The organism is Streptomyces hebeiensis (assembly GCF_052983195.1).
On sequence record NZ_CM129812.1, the window covers coordinates 4,685,710 to 4,710,757 of the forward strand.

The window sequence follows — 25,048 nt, forward strand, 5'->3', positions numbered from 1 at the left end:
TGATGACAAGCTCCCCCGCCAGGACTCGAACCTGGACAGATGCCACCAAAAGACACAGTGCTGCCAATTACACCACGGGGGATTAAAGCCGACGAAACGGACATTTGGTTAAGCTGTCCGCTCCGCCCCCAACACTATGCCGTACCAAGCGCCCTCTACGCGACGGTAGAGTTCGGCGCTCTTGGTGACGTAAATGATCAAGCAGCCCCTGTACGCGTCGGCGGTGTTCTTTCTCAGGGTCTTCGCGTTGTGCCTCTTGAGTGTCGCCTTGTAGAAGACCTGGGGGTCGACGCCTGCCAGGTCCGCCCAGAACTTCTCGGCCTCGGTGACGTCGGCCGATTCGTGAATGCTGACGCGGAAGTGCAGGCGCTCGCGCGGGATCTCGAGCAGGTCGAGCCAGCGGAGATACAACGTGATCACGTTGGGGTCGCTGTTGATGAACTGGAGTGATTCACGTCGCGAGTACGGCTTGTCCTTGGCCCCCTCCGCCCAGTAGAGCGTGACTCCGGCGAGGAACAGCTCCCGGTCGGAGAGTCGGCCGACCGCCTCGCGCGCCAATCGTTTCGTTTCCTGTCGCTCCTGATCCCGCGACATGCGTAAACGGGCGAGTCCGGCATTCATGCGGGCGCGTCGCTCCTCCTCCGTGTACCGGGGCTCAGGCTTCGGCAGGTCCCGCACCCACAGTGAGATCGAACTCTTCGAGCACCCCAGTTCCAGCTGGATCTGGTCGTACGTGAGCCCCTTCAGGCGCAACTCCCGTGCTCGTTCGCGTAAGTCGTCCTTGGCGCGCGGGCGTTTCGTCCATTCCGGAGGCGGCTCGCCCTCCAGGAGGCGGTTGAGGAGGTCGTTGTTGTCGACGTGCAGGCGGTCGCGGATCTGGCGTCGGCTCAGGCCCGCCCGGCGCAGGGCCACCGCCTGTTCCCGGAGGTGCTCGAAGTCCGCGTACTTGCTGTGGATGGATCGCATGGGGCGATCCTCATCCGAAATACGATCGAACGAGCCGAATGGGTGCGCTATTCACCAGTTCGAGCGATTGACACGTGTTCCGGGCGTGTCATGGCGTTTTCTGTGCTGTGGCTGTCTCCTTTTGTGGCGTGGCGCTCGCCCGAAAACGAGTCGCGGGCGCCTTTAGGCTGGGAGACATGACCACAACGGGGGCACACCAGGACGGTGCGGGCGCGACCACCCGCGGCGTGTGGTGGTGGGAACGGCGGCGCGGTGCCGCGCTGGATGTGGGGCTGGCGCTCGTGTCGGCCCTGGAGTGCGCGCTGGAAGGGGCCGCGTTCGCGGGTTCGACCGGCTTGCTCGTGCCGGTGGGGGTCCTCTTCGGGCTGTTCGCCGGCGGGCTGCTGGTGGTGCGGCGGCGGTGGCCGTTCGCCGTGGTGCTCGTCTCGATCGCCGTCACGCCGGCCGAGATGGGGTACCTGCTGGGGCTGGTCGGGCTGTACACGCTGGCCGCTTCGGAGATCCCGCGCCGGATCATCGGCTCGCTGGTGGGGATGGCGTTCCTCGGCACGCTGATCGTCACGTATGTACGGGCGCAGCAGAACGTGATCAACACGGGGATCGATTCGGGCCGCTGGTACGTGCCCACGGTGGCGATCCTGATGTCGGTGGGACTGACCGCGCCGCCGCTGTTCCTGGGGTTGTACGTCGGGGCGCGGCGGCGGCTGATGGAGAGCCTGCGGGAGCGGGCGGACAGTCTGGAGCAGGAGCTGTCGCTGCTGGCCGACCGGGCGGAGCAGCGGGCCGAGTGGGCGCGTACGGAGGAGCGGACGCGGATCGCGCGGGAGATGCACGACGTGGTCGCGCACCGGGTGAGTCTGATGGTGGTGCACGCGGCGGCGTTGCAGGCGGTGGCGTTGAAGGATCCGCCCAAGGCGGTGCGGAACGCGGAGCTGGTGGGGGAGCTGGGCCGGCAGGCGCTGACGGAGTTGCGCGAGATGCTCGGGGTGCTGCGGTCCGGTGAGCCGGCGGCGGGGCGCGAGGCGGCGGGCGCGGGGGGTGCCGCGAGTGCGGTCGGTGTGGCGGACGTGGCGGGTGCGGCGGGTGGTGTGGCCGCCGGCGCGTCCGCGGGCGGCTCGGGGGCGGGGGTGGCCGGCTCGGCGGTGCCGCTCGCGGCCGTGGGTGCCGCCGCCTCGGCTGCCGCGGCCGCGGCAGCCGAGGCGGGCGGTCCGGGGCTGGGGGACATCGAGGTGCTGGTGGGGGAGTCACGGGACACCGGCATGGTGGTGGAACTGTCGGTGATGGGGGAGTCGCGTCCGTACCCGCCGGAGGTGGAGCAGACGGCGTACCGGGTGGTGCAGGAGGCGTTGACGAACGTTCTCAAGCACGCGTCGGGGGCGAAGGTCATGGTGCGTCTCGCGCATCGTGACGACGAGGTCGCGATGCAGGTGGAGAACGGTCCGTCGGACGACGGTGCGCGGGACGCGGGTCTGCGTCTGCCGAGTGGGGGCAACGGACTGGTGGGCATGCGGGAACGGGTGGTGGCGCTGGGCGGGGTCTTCGTCTCGGGGGAGACGGAGTCGGGGGGCTTCAGGGTCTCGGCGGTCCTGCCGGACCGGGGCGCGGCGTAGCGTTCGGTCCGGCCGGTCGGGTTCGGTCGGTCCCGGTCGGTCCCGGTCGGTCCGGTCGGGTTCGGTTCGAGCGGTTTCGGCTGGGGCGGTTTCAGCCGGTCGGGGTCCGGCCGGGCGCTCGGTGCCGCAGCCCGGCGCTGGGCGTCAGGCGTGTGTCAGCCGTTCCGGTTCCATGCCCGTCAGTAGGGTGCCCAGTGCCTGGTCGAAGGTCGCTCCGAGGTACCAGTCGCCGGTGTGGTCGATGCTGTAGACGCGTCCTTCGGTGTCGATGGCGAGGACCGCCTGGCCGTCGCCTTCCTCGCCGAGCGGGCTGAGCTCCGTGTCCAGGGACCGGCCGAGGTCGGCGAGCGTACGGGCGAGGTGGAGGCCGGCGGTCGGGTCGATCCGTACGGTGGCCGGGGCGATCTGGCGGCCCGGGCCCTTGGCGGTGACGCGCAGGCCGCCGAATTCGGCCCATGCCTCGACGGCGGCGGGGAGGACGGTCAGCCGGTGTCCGGCGGGGGTGGTGTGTGCGCGGAGCGTGTCGGCCCACTCCTCCGCCTGGTGTATGACCCAGCGCCCCGGCTGCCAGCCCGCCTCGCGGAGTGCGGCGTCGACGGGGACGGGGAAACGGGTGGTGTTGAGGTCGGGCATCGCTCAGCCGTTCTGGGTGGGGTCGACGGAGCGTACGCCGAAATGGGCGAGCAGCGCGGTGCAGGAGCGGCAGGGCGGGGCATAGCTGCCGTGCAGCGGATCGCCGTCCTCGCGGATGCGGCGGGCGGTCAGTTTCGCCTGTTTGAGGGCACGGCGTGCCTCGCCGTGCGTCATGGGTTTTCGTCTGGCCCGTTTGGAGCGGACGGCGTCGGCGGCGGTGAGGTGGCGGGAGAGCAGGATCGCTTCGGGGCAGCGGCCGGTGAACCGTTCGCGCTGGCCGCTGGTGAGGGTGTCGAGGAAATCCTGTACGAGGGGGTGGAGGGCGGGCGGCCGGTCGCCTTTGCCCGCGGTGGAGGTGAGGGTCTCGCCGCGCACGGAGAGTGCCGCCGCGACGGCGGGCAGGATGCCGTCGCGGCGGTGCAGGAGGGTCGGCGCACGGTGGGTGTCGGGGGCGCTCCAGCTCAGGCGTGGGTCGCCGGTGGTGTCCGTCGGTGCTGCGTGCAAGGTGCTTGCTCCCCTCCCCGTACCGGCTGTGCTCAGCCGCTGGTCGGCGTCGTCGCGTCAGAAATGTGCCAGGTGTACACGCCCCCGTGCTCCCGTGTTGGGGGTGACAGCCTGCCAAATGTGACGGGCTGTGGGGAAGCTGGGGCGGTGATGTGCGGGTGGTGTCGGCGCTGGGTCACTCGTACGTGACCGTTGGTCACGGCAGGGCGACGTCTGTGCTGACGCGGAGGCGCGCGTGGCCGGGGCCGCCGGGGCACACGGGGCCGCCGGTGCGGCCCGGGCCGCACCGGCCGGGCCGGTCGCCCCGCGGGCGGGGGAGCGTGTGGTGGCGCGAGTCGTGGCGGGGAACGTGTGACGGCGTGGGTCGTGGCGGGGGAGCGTACGAGGGCACGAGCCGTGGTGGGGAGCGTGCGGCGGCTGCCGGGGAGGAGCCTCCGATCCCCTCTTGCCCCACCGCATAGGCTGTGCTGAACCAGGGCTGTGGAACCAGCCGGAAGCAGCAGGGGGCAAACGCCATGACGACAGGTCGGCTCGGGCAGCAAGCCGCGCCACCGAACGCGGCCTATGCCGGGCAGGTCGTGAACTTCCCGGACCCGGTCCGGGCCGCCCGCCACCCCAGAGGTGTGCGCGTGGACGACAACGGCTACCCGGACTTCTCGCCGTACGCGCGTGCCGCCGTGGAGATCGCCGACCCCCCGGAGGGCTTCGGCGTGGACGAGCTGCGGCTCACGGATTACGTGTCGGCCAACGCCGCGCTGCACGCGACCGGCCATGAGCTGTGGGACACGATTCCCGCGGTGGCCACTCCGCATGGCTGGACCTGGCACCACGTGCCGGTCTCCCGTCGGCTGATGCTGGTGCCGGCGGAGGTGAAGGCGTTGCTGCGGCACCATGGCGGTCTGGCCACGGCGCAGGTGGACCACGGCAAGCGGGGTACGCGTCCGCTCCAGGAGACCCGGCCCGTGCACGTGCGGCTGCCGAAGGGATCGGTGGCGGTCACGGAGCAGCAGGTGCTGGGTGTGGAGGAGGACCTGGGTTACCGGCTGCCGGGGGCGTACCGTTCCTTCTTGAAGGCGGCGGGCGGCTGCGCGCCGGTGGGCGCGGCGCTGGATCCCGAGCTGGGGCTGTTGGTGGACCAGCCGTTCTTCACCGTGCGGGACGAGGCCGCGGTCAATGACCTGGTGTACGTCAACAAGTGTCTGCGCGACCACCTGACCAAGGACTTTCTGGGTGTCGCGTTCGTCCAGGGCGGCATCCTGGCGGTCAAGGTCAAGGGTGAGCGGGTCGGTTCGGTCTGGTTCTGCGCGTACGACGACGCCGGGGACCGGGACGGCTGGAGCGTGCGGGAGCGCGTGGAGCGGTTGCTGCTGCCGTGCGGTGACGACTTCGACGCGTTCCTGCTGCGGCTGGCGGGCAGTCCGCCGGAGCTGGAGACCGTGGCGAACCTGATGGTGGACGGCGGCTTCGCGCGCGTCGTCCCGGTGGAGGGGTGAGCGCGATGGTGACCTTCGCGCAGGCGCAGGAGCGCGCGGAAGAGTGGGTGAACGGCGATCTGCCCGGCTACCAGCAGCGTGAGGTGCGGGTGCGGGAGTTCGAGCTGGGCTTCGTGGTGTGGGCGGAGGACCGCGAGGGCGGTCCGACGTCGTCGGACGGAGGCCGGCAGCGGCTGGTGATCGCCCGGGACAGCGGTGAGGCCACGCTGTGGCCGGGGCTGCCGGTGGGTGAGGTGATCCGGCGGTACGAGGAGGAGTACGGGACGCCGGCGGTGCCGGCGCAGCCTGCCGCGCCGGAGACGCCGCAGCGCGTCGACCTGAACCAGACGTCGTTCCTGCTGACGCCGCCGGAGTGGTTGCAGGACGCGGCGGACAAGATGGGTATTCCGGATCGGAGGACATCGGCCGACGCGTCGGCGGGATCCTCGGCGGGATCGCCTTCGGATTCGGAAGGCTCGTCGGCCGGTTCGCCGGCGGGGGCCTCCCTGGGGAGTTCGTCTCCGGGTGGCGCGCCTTCCGGTGGTCACGGCTCGGGTACGGGTGCGAGCGCGGGCGGGGCCGGCGGTGCGGCCGGCGGAGCGGCCGGCGGAGCGTCGCGGGGTGGTTCGGCCTCGACGTCCGGTGCTGCCCCCGCCTGGCCGGAACCGGCCGGTGGCGGTGACAGCAGCGGTGGCGACAGCATGGGCAGCGGCGTCGGCGGCGGCAGCGGCGTCGCCGGGGGTGCCGCTGATCCGGCCGGGGCGACGCCATGGGCCGGGACCGATACGAACGCGTCGTCCGGCTCGGCGCAGGACGGCTCCGTACCCCTGCCGATGACGGTGTTCGCGCCGCCGATCTCCGGCACGGACGACGACACGCCGCCGCCCGCGGTCAGCGCCGACGCGCCGACCGCGCTGATGTCCGGCGGCAGTCAGTTGCCGCGGACGACGGTCTCGCCCGCGCTGGACGAGCAGGGCGCGGGGTCGGGGACCGGCGCGGGGACGGGTTCCGGAGCGGGTGCCGGCTCCGCTTCCGGTGCCGGCTCCGCTTCTTCTTCAGGCGTCGGTACGGGCCCGGCCGCGGCGATAGCCGATGCCGAGACGGACAAGTCGCCCGTATCGCCGCACGGCTCATCCGGTTCGCAGGGCTCGCCCGGTTCGCACGGTGCCGGACTCGCGCCTCCGCCGCCTCCCGGTCCCCCGGGCCCTCCGGCGTCGAGCCCGGGGGCTCCGGGGGCTTCGGGGGCTCCGGCGGGTGGCTACCTGCCCACGCAACTGGCGCCCCAGCTCGACCAGGACGGGCCGCGCCCGCCCGGGCCGCCCGGTCCTCCGCAGCCTTCAACTCCGCCCGGTCCGCCCGGGCCGCCGCAGCCGAGTGCCGGTACGCCTCCGGGGGGAGTGCACCACGCGGCGACGATGCTCGCCGACCCGAGCATGGGGGGCCGGCCGTCGCGGCCTCCGCAGCCCCCGGGCCCGCCCGGCGCGCCTCGGCCTCCCGGTCCTCCTGGCCCGCCCGGTGCGCCGCAGCCTCCCGGTCCGCCCGGTCCTCCTGGTGGTATGCCTCCGGGCGGGGTGCACCAGGCCGCGACCATGCTGGCCGGGCCCGGCCAGGTCGGTCCGCAGCCGCCGACGGCTCAGCCTCCGGGGCCGCCCGGTCCGCCCAATCCGCCGGGTCCGCCCGGCCCTCCGGGTCCGCCCGGTCCGCCTCCGGGTATGCCGCCGGGCGCCCCCGGACCCGTACCGCCGGGGCCTCCTCCGCCCGCTCAGCCGCACGCGCCGCAGCAGCCGCCGCCCCAGGCGTACGGCTATCCGGGGCCGCAGTCCGGTCTGCCGACCGTCGGCCCCGGCTACCAGGCCGTGCTGCGCTACCGCGCGCCCGACGGCTCGGAGGCGCAGCTCATCCGGCGCTCCGCGCCCGGGACCCCGCACCCCGAGTGGCAGATCCTGCATGAGCTGCGCGCCATGAACGTGCCGCCGCAGCAGGTGCTCGAACTGCACACCGAGCTGGAGTCGTGCGAGCTGCCCGGTGGTTACTGCGCGCGGATGATCCGGGAGACGTGGCCGCAGGTGCGGATCACGAGTGTCGCCCCTTACGGTCAGGACCACGCCAGCAGGCAGCAGGGCATGCGTCATCTGCTCACCCACCAGGGCGAGTTGCACCAGGTGGCGGACGGCCCCGCCCGGCCCGCGCCGGTGCGGGCGCCGTTGCCGCAGATGGCGCCGGCGCCGCCGGTGCCTCCCGAGGGGATGGCGCAGGAGCTGGTGGCGGCGTTCGGGCCGCAGGCCCTGTGCCGGTTCGACCAGCGGGCGGTGTCCCGGCAGGGCGTGCCGGAGGTCGTGGCGCGCACGCTCGTGTGGGCGGGGCTGCCGGCGGACTTCGGGCCGTTCTTCTGGGCGCAGCCCGCGCAGCCGGTGGTGCCGACGCTGGCCGAACTGGCGGCGCAGCGGCAGGTGCAGCCGGCGGCCGACGCCGGTTCGTACTTGGTGCTGGGCAGCGACTTCGGCCGTGCGCTGTGTGTTCAGTACGGTACGGCGCACATCATGGCCGTCCCGGTGGAGGCGGGCCCTGGCGGGCAGTCGGTGCCGCCGCAGTTCGTCAACACCGGACTGCCGGAGTTCACGCGGTCGCTGGCGTTGCTGGGGCGCATGTGGCGGCTGAGGTTTGGGCTCAATCCCGAGCAGGCGGGCCGCTGGACGGTGGACTTCCAGGCGCAGCTCGCGGCGCTGGATCCGGCGGCGCTGTCGTCGCCGGAGAGTTGGTGGTCGGTGCTGTTGGAGCAGATGTGGGACGGACTGCTCTGACGGCCCGTCGGCTCTGGCTGCCTGACTGTTCATGTCCGCCCTGGTGCGGCCAGTTCATATGACTGGATGATCTGAGGCGCCCTTCGTGATCCGCGGAGGGCGCCTCTTTTCATGACCGGCTCGGGTGACGGCTTTTGTCGCATCTTTGATCGTAACGGCATGCCGGAGTGTCGCATTGTGATCGCTTTGCTCTGATTCGACAGGATTAAGGCATATGTCATCTGTCGTTCGTGTCGGAGAGAGGCGTCAAAGATGGGTACTGCACCGCTGTCGGTTCATGGCTTCGTCTCCGTAAAGGGCCGGGGCTACCGCCCCGAACAGGTCGATCTGCGTGTGTCCGTGCTCTGCCGCCAGCGCGACGAGTTGTGGGAGCGCGCGGCGCGACTCACCGTGCTCGCCCGGGACATGGAGGGAGAGGCCGAGGTGCTCCGGGCGCGGGTGGCGGCGCTCGTACCGCAGACCTACGAGAGCCTGGGACCCGGCGCCCAGCGCGTATTGGCCGCGGCGGTGGAGGAGGAGGCGGCACTGCGGGCGAGGACCCGCGAGGAGTGCCGGGCGCTGCTTGCCGCGGGCGAGGCGGCCGGGCGGCGGGTCACCGAGGCGGCAGGCGAACAGGCCGATGCCGTACGGGCGGAGGCCGAGGCGTGCGCCGGGCGGGTGCTGGCCGCCGCGCGGGAGTCGGCCGAGGCGGAGCGGGCGGAGGCCGTGCGCGGTATCGAGGAACAGCGCGGCGAGGTGCTCGCTTCGGTCGAGGAGGTGCGGCTACGTACGCAGGCGGTGATCGACGAACTGGAGCGTGACCGGGCCGAACGGCTGGCCGCCCAGGACCGCGAGTTCGCCGACCGCAAGCAGGGGGTGCAGGCCGCGAACGCCGAACGGGAGACGTACGCGGAGAGCGCGCTCGTGGACGCCCAGCGGCTCTTCTCCGAGGCGCGTGAGCAGGCGCGGCGCGTACAGGAGGAGTCCCAGGAGCGGGCGGCCGAACTGCTGGCGCAGGCGCGGGCCCGGGCGGAGGGCATCGCCCGGGAGACCGAACGGCTGCTGGCGGAGCACGCGCGGACGCGGGACGAGGTGCGGGCGCACATGGCGCGGGTGCAGCAGAGCCTGTCGGCTCTGACGGGCGGACGGGCACCGGCGGAGAACTGATTCGCCGCGGTCGGCCGACCGGACTCTGTGGCGCGGGGGCCGGCAGGCTGGTGCCTGTCGCGGCACTAGGCCGTGCCCGGTCGCTCAGGGCTGCTCGGGGCGTCCGTGCTGTCCACGACGTTCTCGCTGTCGACGGTGCTGCACGACGCCCGTGTCACCCGTGTCACCCGTGGAGCCCGTGCCACCTGTTTCACCTGTGGAGTCCATGGCCGCTGTGGTGTCCGTGGACCCCATGGCCTCCGTGGTGCCAGTTTCCTCTGTGTCGTCCGGGATGACCGGGAAGCGGCGTGGGGCTACGAAGACGAGCACCAGGACGGCCACGGCCGCCGCGCACGCCGCGCCGACGTAGACGTGGTCCACCGCCGTGTCCACCGCGCGGCGCAGGTAGTCCGCCGCGTCGGCGGTGAGGGCGGCCGGATTCTCCAGGGCGTGGGAGACCGAGTCCAGATCGTCCGGCAGGTCCGGATCGGGTGCGTGGGCGAGGCGGGCTGCGAGCACGCCGTTGGCGACGGCGCCGAAGAGCGCGGCGCCCACGCTCTGGCCCACCTGGCGGTAGAAGAGTATGGACGCGGTGGCCGTACCGCGTTCCGACCAGCCGACGCTCGCCTGGACGCCGATGATCAGGGGCAGTTGGAACAGCCCGAGCGCGGCGCCGAGCAGCAGCATGATCAGCGCGGGGTGCCAGGGGCTGCCGGGATAGGGGAGCAGGGGGAAGGCGAGCAGGACGAGCAGGGCGAGGGACATGCCGGTGATGGCGGTCCTGCGGAAACCGATGCGGTTGTAGACGCGGTTGGCGAACGCGGCGCTGACCGGCCAGCTCAGGGTCATGGCGGAGAGGACGAACCCGGCCGCTATGGGGCCGAGGCCGAGCACGGACTGGGCGTACGTCGGCAGGAAGACGGTGGGCGCGATCATCAGCAGGCCGAGGGCCCCGAGCGCGAGGTTGACGGCGGCGATCGTGCGGCGCCGCCAGACCCAGCCCGGAATGATCGGCTCCGCCGCACGGCGCTCGATGACGACGGTGACAACGGCGAGGACGGCGCTCGCGCCGAGGAGGGCGAGGGAGGGCGCGGAGAGCCAGGGCCAGGCGACGCCGCCCTGGACCAGCGCGGCCAGGAGGAGGGCGCCGGTGGCGAAGACGGCGAGCGCGCCGGCCCAGTCGACACGGGGTCGGGGCGCGGGTTCCGGTACCTGGGGCGGGGCTTCGTGCGCCCGAGCCGTCGCTGTCGTACGTCCGGGCTCGTACAGGTACCGGACCACCAGCCACAGCGCCAGCGCGCCCACCGGCAGGTTGATCAGGAAGATCCACCGCCAGTCCGCGTACCCGGCGAGCAGCCCGCCGAGCGCCGGCCCCGCCACCGACGAGGTCGCCCAGACCGTGGACAACTTGGCCTGGATTTTGGGGCGTTGGGCGAGGGGATAGAGGTCGGCCGCGATGACCTGCACCGTGCCTTGCAACGCACCGCCGCCGAGGCCCTGGAGGACGCGGAAGGCGATCAGGGAGGCCATGTTCCAGGCGGTCGCGCAGAGGAGCGAGCCGATGAGGAAGATCACGATGCCGGCGATCAGGACGGGTTTGCGGCCGAAGGTGTCGGAGAGCTTCCCGTACACCGGCAGTGTGACGGTCACGGCCAGCAGATAGCCGGAGAACAACCAGGAGAAGACGGCGAACCCGCCGAGGTCGCCGACGATCTGCGGGACGGCCGTGGACACGATGGTGCCGTCGAGCGCGGCGAGCGCCGTGCCGAGCATCAGACCGGCGACGACGGGCCCGCGCTTCTGCCCGCGCGGCCGGCCTGCCTGCGCGTCCGGGCGGCCCGCATGAGCCGCGTAGGCGTTGCGTCCACGGCCACCTGCCGGCCCGACGCCGGGAGACCTGGGAGACCCAGGGGCCCCGGGAGCCCCGGGGGAGCCGGCCGGGGCCTCGGGTATCGCTTCCGTTTCCGTCTGTCCGGTGTCCTCGGGACTGCCGTCGGCGCTGCTCACGGGATCCCTTCCCTATGCATCTACCGTCGGTGACACCTTCTCACCCACGTCTGCGCGACGGGAGACCGCGAACAACGCCCGTCCGGCCCGGCGGGCACCCATGCGCGCAATGCCCCGCCCACCCGTGGCGGGCCGGGCGAGTGCCCGTCACGTCACGGACGCGGGCAGCTCGTTCGGGACCTCAGGTGTGTTCTCGCAGCCCAACGTCTCTGTCATCAGTCGGGCGGACTGAAGGAGGTACGTGAGGTGGGCGCGGGCGTTGGGTTCGCCTGTGAGTGTGTCGACCAACTCGCCCGTGAACGGAACCTTGTCCTCCTGCCCAGAAGCTGCCCCGGGTGCTTTGCACCGCACGTAGATGCGATAGCGAACAGGCTCGTAAGTGGTCGCCTTGTAGGTCATGGCGACGTCCGGGGCTATGGAAATATTCCTTCTTTCGCCTTCTGTCGGGTCTTTGTCGAATGGGAACTCGAAGATGGTGGACGGTCCGTACCTCAGGGAGAGCTCCCGCGAGGCGTCGGTGACGTCGGTCCTCGCCTTGCATACCACGGCTGATGGAAAGGAAAGGGGGGCATCGTCCTGAGGGGCCCAGCTCTTTGCCTTCTCCTGGAACAGAGACCGAGCCTTCTCCGGGCTGTCATCGCTCTTCATGTGTGCTTTCCCTGGGCCACCTGTTCGGTCTTCGATCCACTTCAGGCCGGCGTCGCCCACCGCCTCTTTACATGCGGAGTGATCAGGGCTCGGGGTGCTGCTGCTGTCATGAGGGGCTTTATTCGTGCATGCGCTTGCACCCAACAGGAAAGACAGGAGAGCGGTGAGGGTCAGGACTCTTCTCACAGTCACCATCCCCTGGAGTTTTCCGTGTCGGTACGCCGCGTTCCTGCCACGTACTCGTGCTCTGCTGCACTGGACAGGTCCCATATGTCGTCGGTGGACATGCCGTGTGCTTGTGCGTAGTTGAGCAGTGGAGTCATCGCGTTGTTCTGTCCAGTCTGTCTGGCAAGCTCAATTCCTTGCACTGACTCGTCGATGTTGTCGAACTCGCGCTCCTTGAGCCAGTCCAGAGTCTGGTTGCCGACATAGGTCTCAGCGGCGCCGCCGACCGTGTCGAAGGCAAGAGGTACGGCGATGGCCGCAGCTGCGCCAGTGGGTACGATCGCTGCGGCGCCAATGCCCACAGTGGTGCCGATCACGGCTCCGGCGGCAAAGTTGCGCCACTCTCCCTGCTTCGCGAGTTCCCTGTTCCGTTCCTCCTTCTCGTCGCCGAACTCCTTGCCGATCCCCTCAAATCGCGCTTCATCCAGCATCCCGTGCATTTTGACGCTGTGCAGGCCTACACGTTTCGCATCCTCCAAGTCGTCCCCCTGCGTTGTCATGACGCTGGCGCCGTAGACCTGTTGCGCCGTGGAAACGGTGTTGTACGCGTTTTCCTCGGAAGCCTTCCTTCTCAGGAAGCGCGTCGTATCCATCGACCCGAAGTCGCGAAGACGGTTCTCCTCGGCACCAAAGCGTTCTGCTCTGCCCGAAGCATCTCCGCCGGCCCCGAAATTCGCCGCGGAGTAGTTGAGGCTGTCGATGTGGCCGGCGGCCATGTTGGCCAGGCTGTCGCGGATTCCGTCCTGGGCGTCGATGGTGTCGGCCGTCTTGTAGTGGGCGACCACCTTTTCCATCAGTGCGGTCCGGTCGTCGCGGGCTGTTCGTTGGGCCTCGGTGTCAAGCGGCGGGATGCCCGGGGTCTCCGTGTCGTACGGGTAGCCCAGTGTCGCGGATTCCAGGGCGTGTCCGAGGTGCGCGTAGCCGGCTGTCTTGCCGTCCGCGTCGACCGGCCAGTCGCGGGCTTCCTTGTTGTCCTTGTCGACCAGGTAGTCCCAGTTGCCCAGCGTGTCGAGGCCGTCGTTCGCGCCTTTGCCGCTGGAGCCGTTGAAGAACTCCAGTGATGCCCCGGGGTTGTGGCCAAGGGCCTCCAGGAAGCCGGTGACCGGGTCGAATGCCGGTTTCGGGGAGCCTGATGGGTAGCTGGAGTCAATGAGGTATGAGGGTTCGTTCCAGAGCTGGGGGGCGCCGGGCCTCGCGTGGCCGCGTTCGAAGTCGATGAGGCTCGTGCCGTAGGAGTTGAGGAAGCCGGTGTCCCACTTCCCCTTCGTCATGAGGTTGCTCGTGAGCTGGTAGCCGTAGAAGGACTGTGTCGTGTTCGGGTTGGTGAACCGGTCGTCGCCTGCCGCGATGATGCCGTTCTTCCATTCCCTCATGGCGGGGGAATCCAGGTGGGACGCGGTGGCGAGGGTGAGGCCCAGGTTGTCCCTGGTCCGGGCGAGCAGTTTCTCCCTGTCGTCGGTCGGCGGTCCACCGATGCCCGGGGCGATGTGGTCGCGCCAGAACTGGAGGGTGCCCTCCGGGCCCATCTTCGTGGCGAAGCGCTCGGCGAAGGCCGGGTTGTCGCGCTGGCGCGCGGCCAGTTCGTTGAAGCGCCGCAACTCGGCGTCGGGCAGCGGGTGGTCGGCCGAGGCCAGACGCACCGCGAGGTCGGCGTCCTCGATGCCCTGCTTGCGGTCGGCGTCCTGGAGACTGGTGAAACCGGTCTCGTCGAAGTCGTATGCGCTCCGGGCATGCGTACGCAGGGCGCGCGCGGCGATGCGGTCGGTCTCGGCGGCGGCCTCCAGGATCGTGGCGATTTCCGCCGCCGCCGTGTCGATGTCTTCCTGGGACGGCGGCTCGGTCCCGGCCGTCAGCGTCGAGTCGCCGTCCCTGACGCCCAGCGGAACAGCGGAGACCACGGTGCCCTTCGCGTTGACATGAACGTTCTTCCTGGCCCATTTGTCGACCGCGGCCGTCAGGTCGTCCTTGTGCTTCTTCAGCGCGCTGTGTGCGTCGTCGAGGATCGTGTGGACACTGCGGGCCTCGGTGAGCATGTCGCCGAACTGCCGGGCCGTCGTGGTGGTGAACGCCTTGGTGACGGTGGCGTTGTCTCCCTTCCAGTCCGCCGCGTTCGCCTTGCGCTCCAGATCGGCCGCACTGACGCCGCCGTCGCCTCCTTCGGCGAGCGTCACGAGTTTGCGGACCATCTCCTGCCACTCCGTGACCGCCGTATCGAGTTTGCCGAGACGCAGATCCCGCAACTCCTGATAGGAGACCAATGCGAAGTCCTCCGCTACCTGATCTGGTCGTAGATACGCGACACCGTCATCGTGTTGCCGTCCGCGTCCCTCATGTCCGTCACGATCTTCTGCTCCTGTTTCGCGTGGCTGGAGCGTGAATAATCGAGATGGTTGGAAATGTGGGCGCACGCCTCTTTGAGGGTGGCCAGCTTGGTGTTCCAGGCGTTGTGCAGTTCGAGCAGCCCGGCCCCCATGTCCAGACCGTCGTTGAACAACTCGGTCGACGCGTCGAACGTCGCCACGCGCGCGTGGTCGCCGTCGTTCGCCATCTGTTCGCGCAGCGTGCGCGCCATGTCGCCGAGCTTGCCCAACTCGTCGTCATGGACGATGAGGTCGCGCTGCCCGCCGCCGCTGCCGCTGTTGCCACCGCTCCGGTTCGAGGCCAGTTGGTTCAGCCGCGTCCCCGCCGGACCGCCCCCGCCTCCGCCGGCCTTCGCCTGTTCCCACTCGTCCCACACCACCGGCCTCGCCCTTCCGGAATTCTCTCCTCAATTTTTGTCAACCGTAGGGGAGTTGGGGGAGGGAAAAGCAAGCGGGTGGTTACGGCGCGTGTCGAAAAGGATGCGGCGTGTAAGGGAATTCGTGCCGGTTTCGGAGGGATCGCCGGGCTGTTCGGTGGGCCCGTGTGTACCTGGGGGCGGCGCGGTAGGGTGAGTGTTCCGGCCTCGGTGGATGTCCTCCAACATCCATCGAGGCCGTATTGCGTCGCCGTTCTGTTTCCGGTCGTCGGTGCGTGTACGAGGTCGGGGCGATGGCCTTGGAGTGCGGAGGCGGTGGCCGTCGCTTCGGGTGTTTCGTGCCCGGTGGCCGACAGCTCTCGGGTCCGTTGCCTCGCGTATCGCAACACCGGACGCAAAAGACGGTGGCCACCCAACGAGGCGTGACCGTTTGGTCCGGATCCGGGAGTCGTCGTGGGGCTGGGCGCGCGCGGCTGGGGGTGCTCCTGGGGGGGCGCCGAGTTTGCCGACCCGGCAAGAAGGCTTTTCGATCCGGGGGAGGTCGCCGCAGGCTTCGCGTACACACACCAAAGGAGGCCGATCATGACGGACACCTCGACCACCGCCACCGACGCCCTCGCCGCGAAAGCCACCACCGACACCGTCGCGCAGCAGTACTGGGAGGGTTTCTACGGGGAACGGGACAGCGTCTGGAGCGGCAGGCCCAACGAGTTGCTGGTACGCGAAGTCGAAGCCCTCACCCCCGGAACCGCGCTGGACCTCGGGTGCGCCGAGGGCGGCGACGCCATCTGGCTGGCCCGGCGGGGCTGGCGGGTCACCGGCGCCGACGCGTCCGCGACCGCACTGCGCCGCGCCGCCGCCCGCGCGGACGAGGAGGGCCTCGGCGAGCGGATCGACTTCCAGCGGCACGACCTGTCACAGGGCTTCCCCGCGGGCAGCTTCGACCTGGTGTCCGCCCAGTACCTGCACTCGCCGGTCGAACAGGACGGAGAGCGGACCGCGATCCTCCGGCAGGCGGCGCGGGCCGTGGCACCGGGCGGGGTGCTGCTGATCGTCGGCCACGCGGGCTGGCCGTCGTGGGAGGCCGAGCCGCCCTTCGACTACCACTTCCCCACCACGGCCGAGGTGCTCGACTCCCTCGGCCTCGAACCGGGGCGGTGGCATGTAGAGGTGGAGGAACTCGTCACTCGCGACGTGACCGACCCCGAAGGCCGGCCGGCCACCCGGCGGGACAACGTCCTGAAGGTCCGTCGGGGGCGCTGAGCCCGTGGTGCCGGACGCCGGACGGGCGGGGCGGGCGGACGAGGACGATCAGGGGGACGGGGTACGGTCCCGCGCCGCTCGCTCAGGCGGTGTCCGGCACGGACGCGGGCGTAGCGGCGAAGTGGTCGAACTCGCCTGCTTTGACGCCGAGGATGAAGGCGCGGAGTTTTTCGGGGGTGGTGGTGACGATGGTGGCGGGGTCGTCGCTTTCGTGGATCTTGATGGTGCCGTCGTCGGCGGCGGCGATGTGAACGCAGCCATTGGCTTCAGCGCTGAACGAAGACTTCTGCCACTTGAGGGCGGACACTGGCATTCCCTTCTCAGATTGCTGCCGCGATGCGACGGATCAAGTCGCGGGACTCCGTTGGCTTGAGGCTACAGCGCTCCATGCGGTCCAGAACGGTCCGGTACTTCACCAACTGCGGTTGAGCGTCGAGAAACGCTGCGCCATGGTCCGTGTCGAGTTGGACAGTGTCCAGGGCCCGGACCGCGCCGGCCATGTAGAAGACGTTCTGGCCCGAGCTGGGGAAGGTGCCCGCGCCGAACGGGACCACCAGAACAGTGATGTGTTCGAGCTCGCTCATGGAGACGAGATGCTCCAACTGCGCCCGGGCTACGTCCGGTCCGCCGAAGCCCATACGCAGGGCTGCCTCATGGATGATCGCCGTCAACGGCGCCGGGCCCTGCCCGTGCAGCACCGCTTGCCGCTTGATGCGGTACGAGACTCGGTGTTCCACCTCATAGGGCGCGAGCGCGGGAACGGCGTCACCGATCACGGCTTGGGCGTGAGCCCTCGTCTGCAGCAGCCCAGGCAGGTGGATCACTGACGCGGTACGCATCGCGATTGCGTGGTGTTCGAGTTCGGCGAGATCCAGGGCGTCTCGCGGGAGGATGTCCCGGTACTCGTCCCACCAGCCGCGCGTGCGGCCTCCCGTCATCTCGCTGAGAGCGTCGATGAGCGGCTGATCCGCGCAGTCGTACATGCGCGCCAGGGCCCGTACTCGATCGGCGCTCACCGGATAGCCGCCGGATTCGATGTTGCTGATCCGCGACTGGGTCGTGCCGTGCAGGCGGCCCGCCTCCGTCGCGGACATCTGCGCGAGTTCGCGCAAGCGGCGCAGCTCCGCGCCCAGGCGGCGCTGGCGGATCGTGGGTGGGAGCTTGCTCGGAGGCATCGTTGTCGTTCTTTCCTGATTCGTACGCACGGCCGGGTTGGAATCTATACGGGTGACATGGGGTGTTACTAACCGTTGTGGAGGTGGACTGGATACTACCCACCTGGCTACCGTGTGAAGCACGCCACATCCACTGGCCCGCGCCCCACGGCGCCCTTCCACCGCCATGCCCGGCCCCCGCCGGCGTGCGCGTGTGCTTCTTCCGACAGGGGATTTCGATGACCGTATCGCCGCAGAACCCTGCCCAGGAGCTGTTCGACCGCGACCCGTTCGACGCGTTCGACCCGCTCGATCAGGAGGCGTACGAGCGCGAGGTGCGCGAGCTCGTGCGTGACACCGCGCCCCGGCTGTTCGCCGTCGTCGTGGAGTACCGCGCCGGTACGGCGGACGCGGACGCCGTCGTCGCCGCGTGGGGGCTCGCGTACCAGGACGGGAAAGCCGAGGTCAGCGGCGCCGAGGTCGGCGACGGCGGGTGCGGGCGGCGGTGGAGTCTCGCCTCGGCGGAGGGTGCTCTGCGGCACTTCGGGCGGGCCGAGGGCTGTTCGGCGCGGCTCGTCTGGCTCATGGCGGCCGACGTGGACCGCCGTACCCCCGCGCGGGCCGCCTGATCAGCAGCCGCGTCGGGCGGCGCTGTGCCCCGGGCGCGGCCCGGGGCACAGGAGGGACGCACAGAACGGAGAATCCCCCGGTCAGTGCGGGGTCGGGGACGGCTCCAGGACGAAGAGGGGGATCTCGCGGTCCGTCTTCTCCTGGTACTCCGCGTACGGCGGGAACGCCTCGACCGCGCGCGCCCACCACACGGCCTTCTCCTCGCCCGTCGCCTCGTGGGCGATCATGTCCTGGCGCACGGGGCCGTCCTGGAGCTCCACCCGGGGGTCGGCCACGATGTTGTGGTACCAGACCGGATTCTTCGGGGCGCCGCCCAGCGAGGCGACCACCGCGTACCTGCCCTCGTGCTCCACCCGCATCAGCGGGCTCTTGCGGATCTTGCCGCTCTTCGCGCCCAGGGTCGTCAGGACGATGACGGGCAGGCCGTTCAATGTCGTCCCCTCCGTGCCGCCGGAGCTCTCGTACAGCTCGACCTGTTCCCGGGCCATCGTCATCGAGCTCGGCTCGTACTCACCCTCAAGAGGCATGCCGTTCCATCCCATCGTCGGAATCCCGCGCCGTACCGGTCATCGCTGGTCCTCCCCCGTGTGCTTCTCAAGGATCGGTACGGGGCGATCATTCCCGCGTACGGCGTTCCCGCGTACGGCACGGAGGCGGCCGTCCCGTCCCCGCTCCCGACCGCGTTGTCACTGGGGCGTCGTAGTCTGGAAGACCCCCGGCCCGTGTGACGTGTCGGGCCCTTCGCGTTGTCCGTCGCTCGACTCGTCGGCGCTCGCGTTGTCAGTCACTGCCAAGCCCCAGGATCCGGACGGAAAACCCTTCATGAGCCTGCACGGTCTGCTGGACGCCGTAAGTCGTGACCCGGCGCTCGCCGAAGCGGTGAAGGCCGCCCGCGACGGGCGCCGGCCGTATGTCGATCTGGTCGGGCCGCCCGCCGCCCGGCCCTTCGCGGTGGCCGCGCTGGCGCGTGAGGCCGGGCGGCCGGTGCTGGCCGTGACCGCGACCGGGCGGGAGGCGGAGGACCTGGCGGCGGCGCTGCGGTCGCTGCTGGACCCGGACGGCGTGGTGGAGTTCCCGTCCTGGGAGACGCTGCCGCACGAGCGGCTCTCGCCCCGTTCCGACACCGTGGGGCGGCGCCTGGCCGTGCTGCGGCGGCTCGCGCACCCGGTGGCGGACGATCCGGCGGCCGGGCCGGTCTCCGTCGTGGTCGCGCCCGTACGCTCCGTGCTCCAGCCGCAGGTCAAGGGGCTCGGCGACCTGGTCCCCGTCGAGCTGCGCACGGGCGCCACCGCCGATCTGAACGAGGTGACCGAGGCCCTGGCGGCAGCCGCGTACGCGCGGGTCGAGCTGGTCGAGAAGCGTGGCGAGTTCGCCGTGCGCGGCGGCATCCTCGATGTCTTCCCGCCCACCGAGGAGCACCCCCTGCGGGTGGAGTTCTGGGGCGACGACATCGAGGAGATCCGCTATTTCAAGGTCGCGGACCAGCGCTCGCTGGAGGTCGCCGAGCACGGCCTGTGGGCGCCGCCCTGCCGGGAGCTGCTGCTGACGGACGAGGTACGCGAGCGGGCCGCCGCGCTCGCCGAGGCGCACCCGGAGCTGGGCGAGCTGCTGGGCAAGATCGCCGAGGGCATCGCGGTCGAGGGCATGGAGTCCCTGGCGCCGGTCCTGGTGGACGACATGGAGCTGCTGCTGGACGTCCTGCCGGCCGGGTCCATGGCGCTGGTCTGCGACCCGGAGCGGGTCAGGACGCGGGCGGCTGACCTGGTGGCGACCAGCCAGGAGTTCCTCCAGGCGTCGTGGGCGGCCACAGCCGGCGGCGGCGAGGCGCCCATCGACGTCGGCGCGGCCTCCCTCTGGGGCATCGCCGACGTCCGGGAGCGGGCGCGCGAGCTGGGCATGATGTGGTGGTCGGTCTCCCCGTTCGCCGTGGACGAGGAGCTGGGGGACGAGGCCATCACGCTGGGGATGCACGCCCCGGAGTCGTACCGGGGCGACACCGCGCGCGCCCTCGCCGACACCAAGGGCTGGCTGGCGGACGGCTGGCGCACGGTGTACGTCACGGAGGGCCACGGCACGGCGTCCCGTACGGTCGAGGTGCTCGGCGGCGAGGGCATCCCCGCCCGGCTCGACACCCCCGGCGCCCGTACGGCGGGCGGCCTGGCGGAGCTCACCTCGTCCGTGGTCCAGGTGGCGTGCGGCTCCCTCGACCACGGCTTCGTGGCCCCGGAGCTCAAGCTGGCGGTGCTGACCGAGACCGACCTGTCCGGCCAGAAGGCGGCGGGCCGGGACGGCGCGCGGATGCCGGCCAAGCGCCGCAAGACCATCGACCCGCTCACGCTGGAGGCGGGCGACTACATCGTGCACGAGCAGCACGGCGTGGGCCGCTACGTGGAGATGGTGCAGCGCACGGTCCAGGGCGCGACCCGCGAGTATCTGCTGGTCGAGTACGCGCCCGCCAAGCGCGGCCAGCCGGGCGACCGGCTCTACATCCCCACCGACCAGCTCGAACAGGTCACCAAGTACGTCGGTGGCGAGGCCCCCACCCTGCACCGCCTCGGCGGCGCCGACTGGACGAAGACCAAGCAGCGCGCCAAGAAGGCGGTCAAGGAGATCGCCGCCGACCTGATCAAGCTCTACTCGGCGCGGATGGCGGCGCCCGGCCACGCCTTCGGCCCGGACACGCCCTGGCAGCGGGAGCTGGAGGACGCGTTCCCGTACGTGGAGACGCCCGACCAGCTCTCCACCATCGCCGAGGTCAAGGAGGACATGGAGAAGACGGTCCCGATGGACCGGCTGATCTGTGGTGACGTCGGGTACGGCAAGACGGAGATCGCCGTGCGGGCGGCGTTCAAGGCGGTCCAGGACGGCAAGCAGGTCGCGGTCCTGGTGCCCACGACGCTCCTGGTGCAACAGCACTTCGGGACGTTCACCGAGCGGTACGGGCAGTTCCCCGTCTCCGTGAAGGCGCTCTCCCGCTTCCAGAGCGAGACGGAGGCGAAGGCCACCCTCCAGGGGCTCACGGAGGGCGCGGTCGACATCGTCATCGGCACGCACCGGCTGTTCTCCTCCGAGACGCGGTTCAAGGACCTCGGCCTGGTCATCGTGGACGAGGAGCAGCGCTTCGGCGTGGAGCACAAGGAGCAGCTGAAGAAGCTCCGGGCCAACGTCGACGTCCTGACCATGTCGGCGACCCCCATCCCCCGGACGCTGGAGATGGCCGTCACCGGCATCCGCGAGATGTCGACCATCACCACCCCGCCGGAGGAGCGCCACCCGGTGCTGACCTTCGTCGGGCCGTACGAGCAGAAGCAGATCGGCGCGGCCATCCGGCGCGAGCTGCTGCGCGAGGGCCAGGTCTTCTACATCCACAACCGGGTGGAGTCGATCGACCGCGCCGCCGCCCGGCTGCGCGAGATCGTCCCCGAGGCGCGGATCGCGACGGCGCACGGCCAGATGTCGGAGGGCGCGCTGGAGCAGGTGGTCGTGGACTTCTGGGAGAAGAAGTTCGACGTGCTGGTCTCCACGACGATCGTGGAGTCCGGCATCGACATCTCCAACGCCAACACGCTGATCGTGGAGCGCGGCGACAACTTCGGCCTCTCGCAGCTGCACCAGCTGCGCGGCCGGGTCGGCCGGGGCCGGGAGCGTGGCTACGCGTACTTCCTGTACCCGCCGGAGAAGCCGCTCACCGAGACCGCGCACGAACGCCTCGCGACGATCGCCCAGCACACGGAGATGGGCGCGGGCATGTACGTGGCGATGAAGGACCTGGAGATCCGGGGCGCGGGCAACCTGCTCGGCGGGGAGCAGTCGGGCCATATCGCGGGCGTCGGCTTCGACCTGTACGTACGGATGGTGGGCGAGGCGGTCGCCGACTACCGGGCGTCCCTGGAGGGCGGCGTGGAGGAGGAGCCGCCGCTGGAGGTCAAGATCGAGCTGCCGGTCGACGCGCACGTCCCGCACGACTACGCGCCGGGCGAGCGGCTGCGCCTCCAGGCGTACCGCGCCATCGCGTCGGCGACCACGGAGGAGGACATCGCGGCGGTCCGCGAGGAGCTGACCGACCGTTACGGCAAGCTGCCGGAGCCGGTGGAGAACCTGCTGCTGGTGGCGGGGCTGCGGATGCTCGCGCGGGCGTGCGGGGTGGGGGAGATCGTGCTCCAGGGGTCGAACGTCCGCTTCGCGCCGGTGGAGCTGCGGGAGTCGCAGGAGCTGCGGCTGAAGCGGCTGTACCCCCGTACGGTGATCAAGGCACCGGCGCGGCAGATCCTGGTGCCGCGCCCGACGGCCGGGAAGATCGGCGGGAAGCCGGTGGTGGGGCGCGAACTGCTGGCGTGGACGGGGGAGTTCCTGACGACGATCCTCGGGTCGTAGCCGGGGGCGGCGGTTCCGCGGCGGGGCGCGGCAGGGCGTGGTGGGAGGTGTGCGCGGGGTGCGGCGGCCGACGGCCGTCAGAGGTTTCGCAGGTGTGGGCAGCGGAATGCGCGGTTCCCGGCGCCGATGGGTCCTATGTCGGGTGACCAACTCCTCGCAACGGAGATCCAGTTGTCCGCGTCTTCAACTCTGCGGTAGACCTTGGTCCTGCCGGAATGACTTCTCGCCATAAGGGGAAAACTGAATGGTCGTGCAGCGCAATCCGGAAGGCGGGAAGGGGCCCGATCCTGCTTCCGACTCGCCCCGTGTGCGAGTGGCGGTCACCCTGTCGGGCGCCGCGGAGGCCCCTGCTGACGCTCTGAAGCCCGGACGGTCCGCGGCGGCCGGGCCGCCCGCGACCGCGGGGCGCGAGGGCCCGGCGCGTGCCGGAGCGGAGAAAGCGGGGAAAACCGCCAGGGAGGAGAGGGAGGGGACCACCGCCCCTGAAGGCGGCGAAGGCGCGGAGGGCGCCTCGAACGCGAAGGGTGCCGACGGGGCGGCGGCCGGAAAGGCCCGGAAGGGCGGCAAGGACGACAAGGGCGCGCAGGCGTCCCGCGACGCCGGGTCCGAGGCCGGGTCCGGAGCGAGGGCCGGGACCGGGGCAGGGTCTGTTCCCGGGGCCGAGGCCGACACCGAGGCCGGGACCCGGAAGGGCGGGGCGAAGGCCGCGGCGGCGGAAGGCGACGCGACCACGGAGACCGGCGCGGCGGCGCTCCGGGGTACGAGGACGAGGTCCGCGGGAGCGGCGGCACCGGCCGGCAACGCGGATGGCGCGGGCGGTCCGAGCGGTGCGGCGGACACGGGCGGCCACGGCGGCTCGGTGGCCGCCACGGCCGCGGACGCCGGCTCGCCGCCCGACCGCCCCGACAAGGACGTGACCCCGTCCGGCCGGCCGCAGAAGCCGATGCTGGCCGCGGCGGCCATCGTGGGGGCCGTGCTCATAGCCGTACCGTTCCTGCTCATAGGCGGCGACAAGGACGACGACAAGCGGCCGGTGGCGTCCCAGAGCGTGATGGAGAAGGACGCCGACACCGTGCTGGACGCCGACGCGCCGGGCGGGCCGGTGGAGTACACCCCCGAACCGCCGCCCAAGCCGAGCGTCAAGCCCTCCCGTACGCGGGAGGCTCCGCCCGTGCCGGCCGCGCCGCCCCCGCCGAAGCCGTCGGACAAGCCCTCCCCGTCCGCCGAGCCCAAGAAGCCGGCGGAGGAGAAGAAGCCCGAGAAGCCCGCCGAACCGGCCGAGCCCAAGTGGACCCGGACCGTCGTCTCGGCGCCGAGTGTGCTCACCGTCGGCCAGTCCTGGAGCACGAACCGGATCACGATGACGCAGCAGGAGGACGGCAACCTCGTCGTCTACAACAAGGAGAAGAAGGCGCTCTGGGCCTCCATGCTCTTCGGGCAGAACCACTACACCAAGTTCCAGCCGGACGGCAATCTCGTCGTCTACAACGGTGAGGACCGGGCCGTATGGGCCAGCCGCACCGACGGCCACGGGGGCGCGAAGCTGGTCCTGCGGGAGGACGGCAAGGTGGCGATCATGGAGGGTGACAAGGCGCTGTGGACCACCTGACGCGGCGTCGGCGGAACGTGACCGCATGCCGTAACCCCCGTCGGCCCGCCGCGCGTTGAGGTGCATGTTTTCGGCCGGGGCCGGGGACGTACTCGTTCCCGGCCCCGACCGTTCGTCGTAGAGTTGCGCATGTGCGCAAACTTGAAACACACATATCGCGAACCGCCCTCCGGGGCGGGGCACTTGTTCTGTCCGCCGCGGTCCTGACCGGCTGCGGCGGCGGGTCCGGCACCGACGCCAAGCCGTCCGCGTCGGCCTCCGCCTCCTCCACCGCATCCGCGTCGGCGTCGGCGGGCAACGGCCAGGGCGTCAGCCCGCTCGCCAACCCCGACGGTACGAAGCCGGGCCTCGCGCCCCTCACCTCGGAAGCGGACCGGCAGGCCGGCCGTGAGCTCATCGAAAAGGTGCGCACCGCGGGCCGAGGGCCCAAGACCGGTTATGACCGGGACGAGTTCGGCCACGCCTGGCTGGACACGGCGGACGGCGTGCCCCTCGCCCGTAACGGCTGCGACACCCGGAACGACCTGCTGGCCAGGGACGGGCGGCAACTGCGGTTCCGGTCCGGCTCCGACTGCGTGGTCGTGTCGATGAACCTGCACGACCCGTACACCGGAAAGGACATCGCCTGGCGCAAGGAGCAGGCGACGGAGGTGCAGATCGACCATGTGATGCCGCTGTCGTACGACTGGCAGATGGGCGCCGCGCACTGGAACGAGGCCAAGCGGAAGCAGATCGCCAACGATCCCCTCAACCTCCTCCCCGTCGACGGGCCGGCCAACAACGCCAAGCGGGACTCGGGTCCCGCGTCCTGGCTGCCGCCCGACAAGAAGATCCGCTGCTCCTACGCGGTGCGGTTCGCGCAGGTGGCGCTGAAGTACGAGCTGCCGGTGACGGCTCCGGACAAGACGACCATGCTGGAGCAGTGCGGCGGCTGACCGCTCGTCCGGGCCCGATGGCGGGTGGCGCGGGCCCGTCCTGACGGACGTGGCCCGCGGCTGTTCCGGCCGGTGAGCGCGCTGCTCACGCTCGGACCGACGGCCGTGCTCATGGCCGTCCTGTGACGGGGGCGAGCACGGCCGAAGACTCGGAAGACGTGCGGGGAGCGGCCGTCGGAACGCGCGGCGGGAGCGACGTGATCAAGACGATGTCCGTCGGGGGACAACTGTTCGGTGCAACCCGGTCCCGTTGTCGGTGGCGGTGTATAACCTCGGATTCGCACGCCACCTCTGTGTCCGTCCATTCCAGGAGCAGCCATGCACGGCACCGGCCCCGGCTCCGGCTACCCGCTGC

19 protein-coding genes and 1 tRNA gene are annotated in these 25,048 nt (G+C 70.9%); 9 read left to right on the forward strand and 11 right to left on the reverse strand.

Annotated elements, in window-relative coordinates:
* Positions 1–10: 10 nt before the first annotated feature.
* Positions 11–82 (reverse strand) — tRNA-Gln (locus tag ACU6P3_RS20225).
* A 26-nt stretch (positions 83–108) separates the two neighbouring features.
* Entirely contained in the window at positions 109–966 is an 858-nt protein-coding gene (locus ACU6P3_RS20230) for a hypothetical protein (RefSeq protein ID WP_447193518.1), read from the reverse strand.
* A 176-nt stretch (positions 967–1,142) separates the two neighbouring features.
* On the opposite strand from ACU6P3_RS20230, the gene ACU6P3_RS20235 reads away from it, so the two are divergent.
* A complete protein-coding gene (locus tag ACU6P3_RS20235) occupies positions 1,143–2,576 on the forward strand; it encodes a sensor histidine kinase (protein WP_447193519.1) in 1,434 nt (477 codons plus the stop codon).
* A 144-nt stretch (positions 2,577–2,720) separates the two neighbouring features.
* On the opposite strand, the gene ACU6P3_RS20240 is transcribed toward ACU6P3_RS20235, so the two are convergent.
* Positions 2,721–3,209, reverse strand: a complete 489-nt coding sequence (locus ACU6P3_RS20240) for an SUKH-3 domain-containing protein (protein WP_447193520.1) — start codon at positions 3,207–3,209, stop codon at positions 2,721–2,723.
* Between the two features lie 3 nt (positions 3,210–3,212).
* On the reverse strand, positions 3,213–3,713 hold the full coding sequence (locus tag ACU6P3_RS20245) for a YwqJ-related putative deaminase (RefSeq protein WP_030747792.1): 501 nt from the start codon (positions 3,711–3,713) through the stop codon (positions 3,213–3,215).
* Positions 3,714–4,228: 515 nt separating this feature from the next.
* Here ACU6P3_RS20245 and ACU6P3_RS20250 point away from each other — a divergent pair.
* The 3 genes from ACU6P3_RS20250 to ACU6P3_RS20260 all read left to right on the forward strand — a co-directional run bounded on the left by ACU6P3_RS20250 (position 4,229) and on the right by ACU6P3_RS20260 (position 9,132).
* Positions 4,229–5,206 carry an SMI1/KNR4 family protein gene (locus ACU6P3_RS20250; protein ID WP_344278234.1) on the forward strand — a complete coding sequence of 326 codons (978 nt, stop codon included), beginning with the start codon at positions 4,229–4,231 and terminating at the stop codon, positions 5,204–5,206.
* Between the two features lie 5 nt (positions 5,207–5,211).
* On the forward strand, positions 5,212–7,986 hold the full coding sequence (locus ACU6P3_RS20255) for an SUKH-4 family immunity protein (RefSeq protein ID WP_447197981.1): 2,775 nt from the start codon (positions 5,212–5,214) through the stop codon (positions 7,984–7,986).
* Between the two features lie 252 nt (positions 7,987–8,238).
* Positions 8,239–9,132 (forward strand): coiled-coil domain-containing protein, encoded by an 894-nt coding sequence (locus tag ACU6P3_RS20260; RefSeq protein ID WP_447193521.1) that lies wholly within the window; start codon positions 8,239–8,241, stop codon positions 9,130–9,132.
* A gap of 84 nt (positions 9,133–9,216) precedes the next feature.
* On the opposite strand, the gene ACU6P3_RS20265 is transcribed toward ACU6P3_RS20260, so the two are convergent.
* From ACU6P3_RS20265 to ACU6P3_RS20280, 4 genes are all read right to left on the reverse strand, one after another.
* A complete protein-coding gene (locus ACU6P3_RS20265) occupies positions 9,217–11,064 on the reverse strand; it encodes an MFS transporter (protein ID WP_447197982.1) in 1,848 nt (615 codons plus the stop codon).
* 201 nt (positions 11,065–11,265) lie between these two features.
* Positions 11,266–11,766 (reverse strand): hypothetical protein, encoded by a 501-nt coding sequence (locus ACU6P3_RS20270; RefSeq protein ID WP_447193522.1) that lies wholly within the window; start codon positions 11,764–11,766, stop codon positions 11,266–11,268.
* A gap of 188 nt (positions 11,767–11,954) precedes the next feature.
* Entirely contained in the window at positions 11,955–14,249 is a 2,295-nt protein-coding gene (locus ACU6P3_RS20275; RefSeq protein ID WP_447193523.1) for a DUF6571 family protein, read from the reverse strand.
* A 14-nt stretch (positions 14,250–14,263) separates the two neighbouring features.
* A complete protein-coding gene (locus tag ACU6P3_RS20280) occupies positions 14,264–14,731 on the reverse strand; it encodes a hypothetical protein (protein ID WP_447193524.1) in 468 nt (155 codons plus the stop codon).
* Between the two features lie 579 nt (positions 14,732–15,310).
* Between ACU6P3_RS20280 and ACU6P3_RS20285 the strand changes: the two genes are divergently transcribed.
* Positions 15,311–15,991 (forward strand): class I SAM-dependent methyltransferase, encoded by a 681-nt coding sequence (locus tag ACU6P3_RS20285; protein WP_447193525.1) that lies wholly within the window; start codon positions 15,311–15,313, stop codon positions 15,989–15,991.
* 82 nt (positions 15,992–16,073) lie between these two features.
* On the opposite strand, the gene ACU6P3_RS20290 is transcribed toward ACU6P3_RS20285, so the two are convergent.
* Both ACU6P3_RS20290 and ACU6P3_RS20295 read right to left on the reverse strand, forming a co-directional pair.
* Positions 16,074–16,304 (reverse strand): DUF397 domain-containing protein, encoded by a 231-nt coding sequence (locus tag ACU6P3_RS20290; RefSeq protein ID WP_447193526.1) that lies wholly within the window; start codon positions 16,302–16,304, stop codon positions 16,074–16,076.
* Positions 16,305–16,311: 7 nt separating this feature from the next.
* On the reverse strand, positions 16,312–17,166 hold the full coding sequence (locus ACU6P3_RS20295) for a helix-turn-helix domain-containing protein (RefSeq protein WP_447193527.1): 855 nt from the start codon (positions 17,164–17,166) through the stop codon (positions 16,312–16,314).
* A 218-nt stretch (positions 17,167–17,384) separates the two neighbouring features.
* Here ACU6P3_RS20295 and ACU6P3_RS20300 point away from each other — a divergent pair, with 218 nt between their 5' ends.
* Positions 17,385–17,774: a hypothetical protein gene (locus tag ACU6P3_RS20300; RefSeq protein WP_447193528.1), complete on the forward strand. Its 390-nt coding sequence runs from the start codon at positions 17,385–17,387 to the stop codon at positions 17,772–17,774.
* An 81-nt stretch (positions 17,775–17,855) separates the two neighbouring features.
* Here the strand turns inward: ACU6P3_RS20300 and ACU6P3_RS20305 are convergent, their stop codons facing one another.
* Positions 17,856–18,302 (reverse strand): nitroreductase family deazaflavin-dependent oxidoreductase, encoded by a 447-nt coding sequence (locus ACU6P3_RS20305; protein ID WP_447193529.1) that lies wholly within the window; start codon positions 18,300–18,302, stop codon positions 17,856–17,858.
* Between the two features lie 295 nt (positions 18,303–18,597).
* Between ACU6P3_RS20305 and mfd the strand changes: the two genes are divergently transcribed.
* From mfd to ACU6P3_RS20320, 3 genes are all read left to right on the forward strand, one after another.
* A complete protein-coding gene (gene mfd / locus ACU6P3_RS20310) occupies positions 18,598–22,149 on the forward strand; it encodes a transcription-repair coupling factor (protein ID WP_447193530.1) in 3,552 nt (1,183 codons plus the stop codon).
* A 244-nt stretch (positions 22,150–22,393) separates the two neighbouring features.
* Positions 22,394–23,758, forward strand: a complete 1,365-nt coding sequence (locus tag ACU6P3_RS20315) for a mannose-binding protein (RefSeq protein WP_447193531.1) — start codon at positions 22,394–22,396, stop codon at positions 23,756–23,758.
* Between the two features lie 131 nt (positions 23,759–23,889).
* Positions 23,890–24,693 carry an HNH endonuclease family protein gene (locus ACU6P3_RS20320; protein WP_344278267.1) on the forward strand — a complete coding sequence of 268 codons (804 nt, stop codon included), beginning with the start codon at positions 23,890–23,892 and terminating at the stop codon, positions 24,691–24,693.
* The last annotated feature ends 355 nt before the right edge of the window (positions 24,694–25,048 follow it).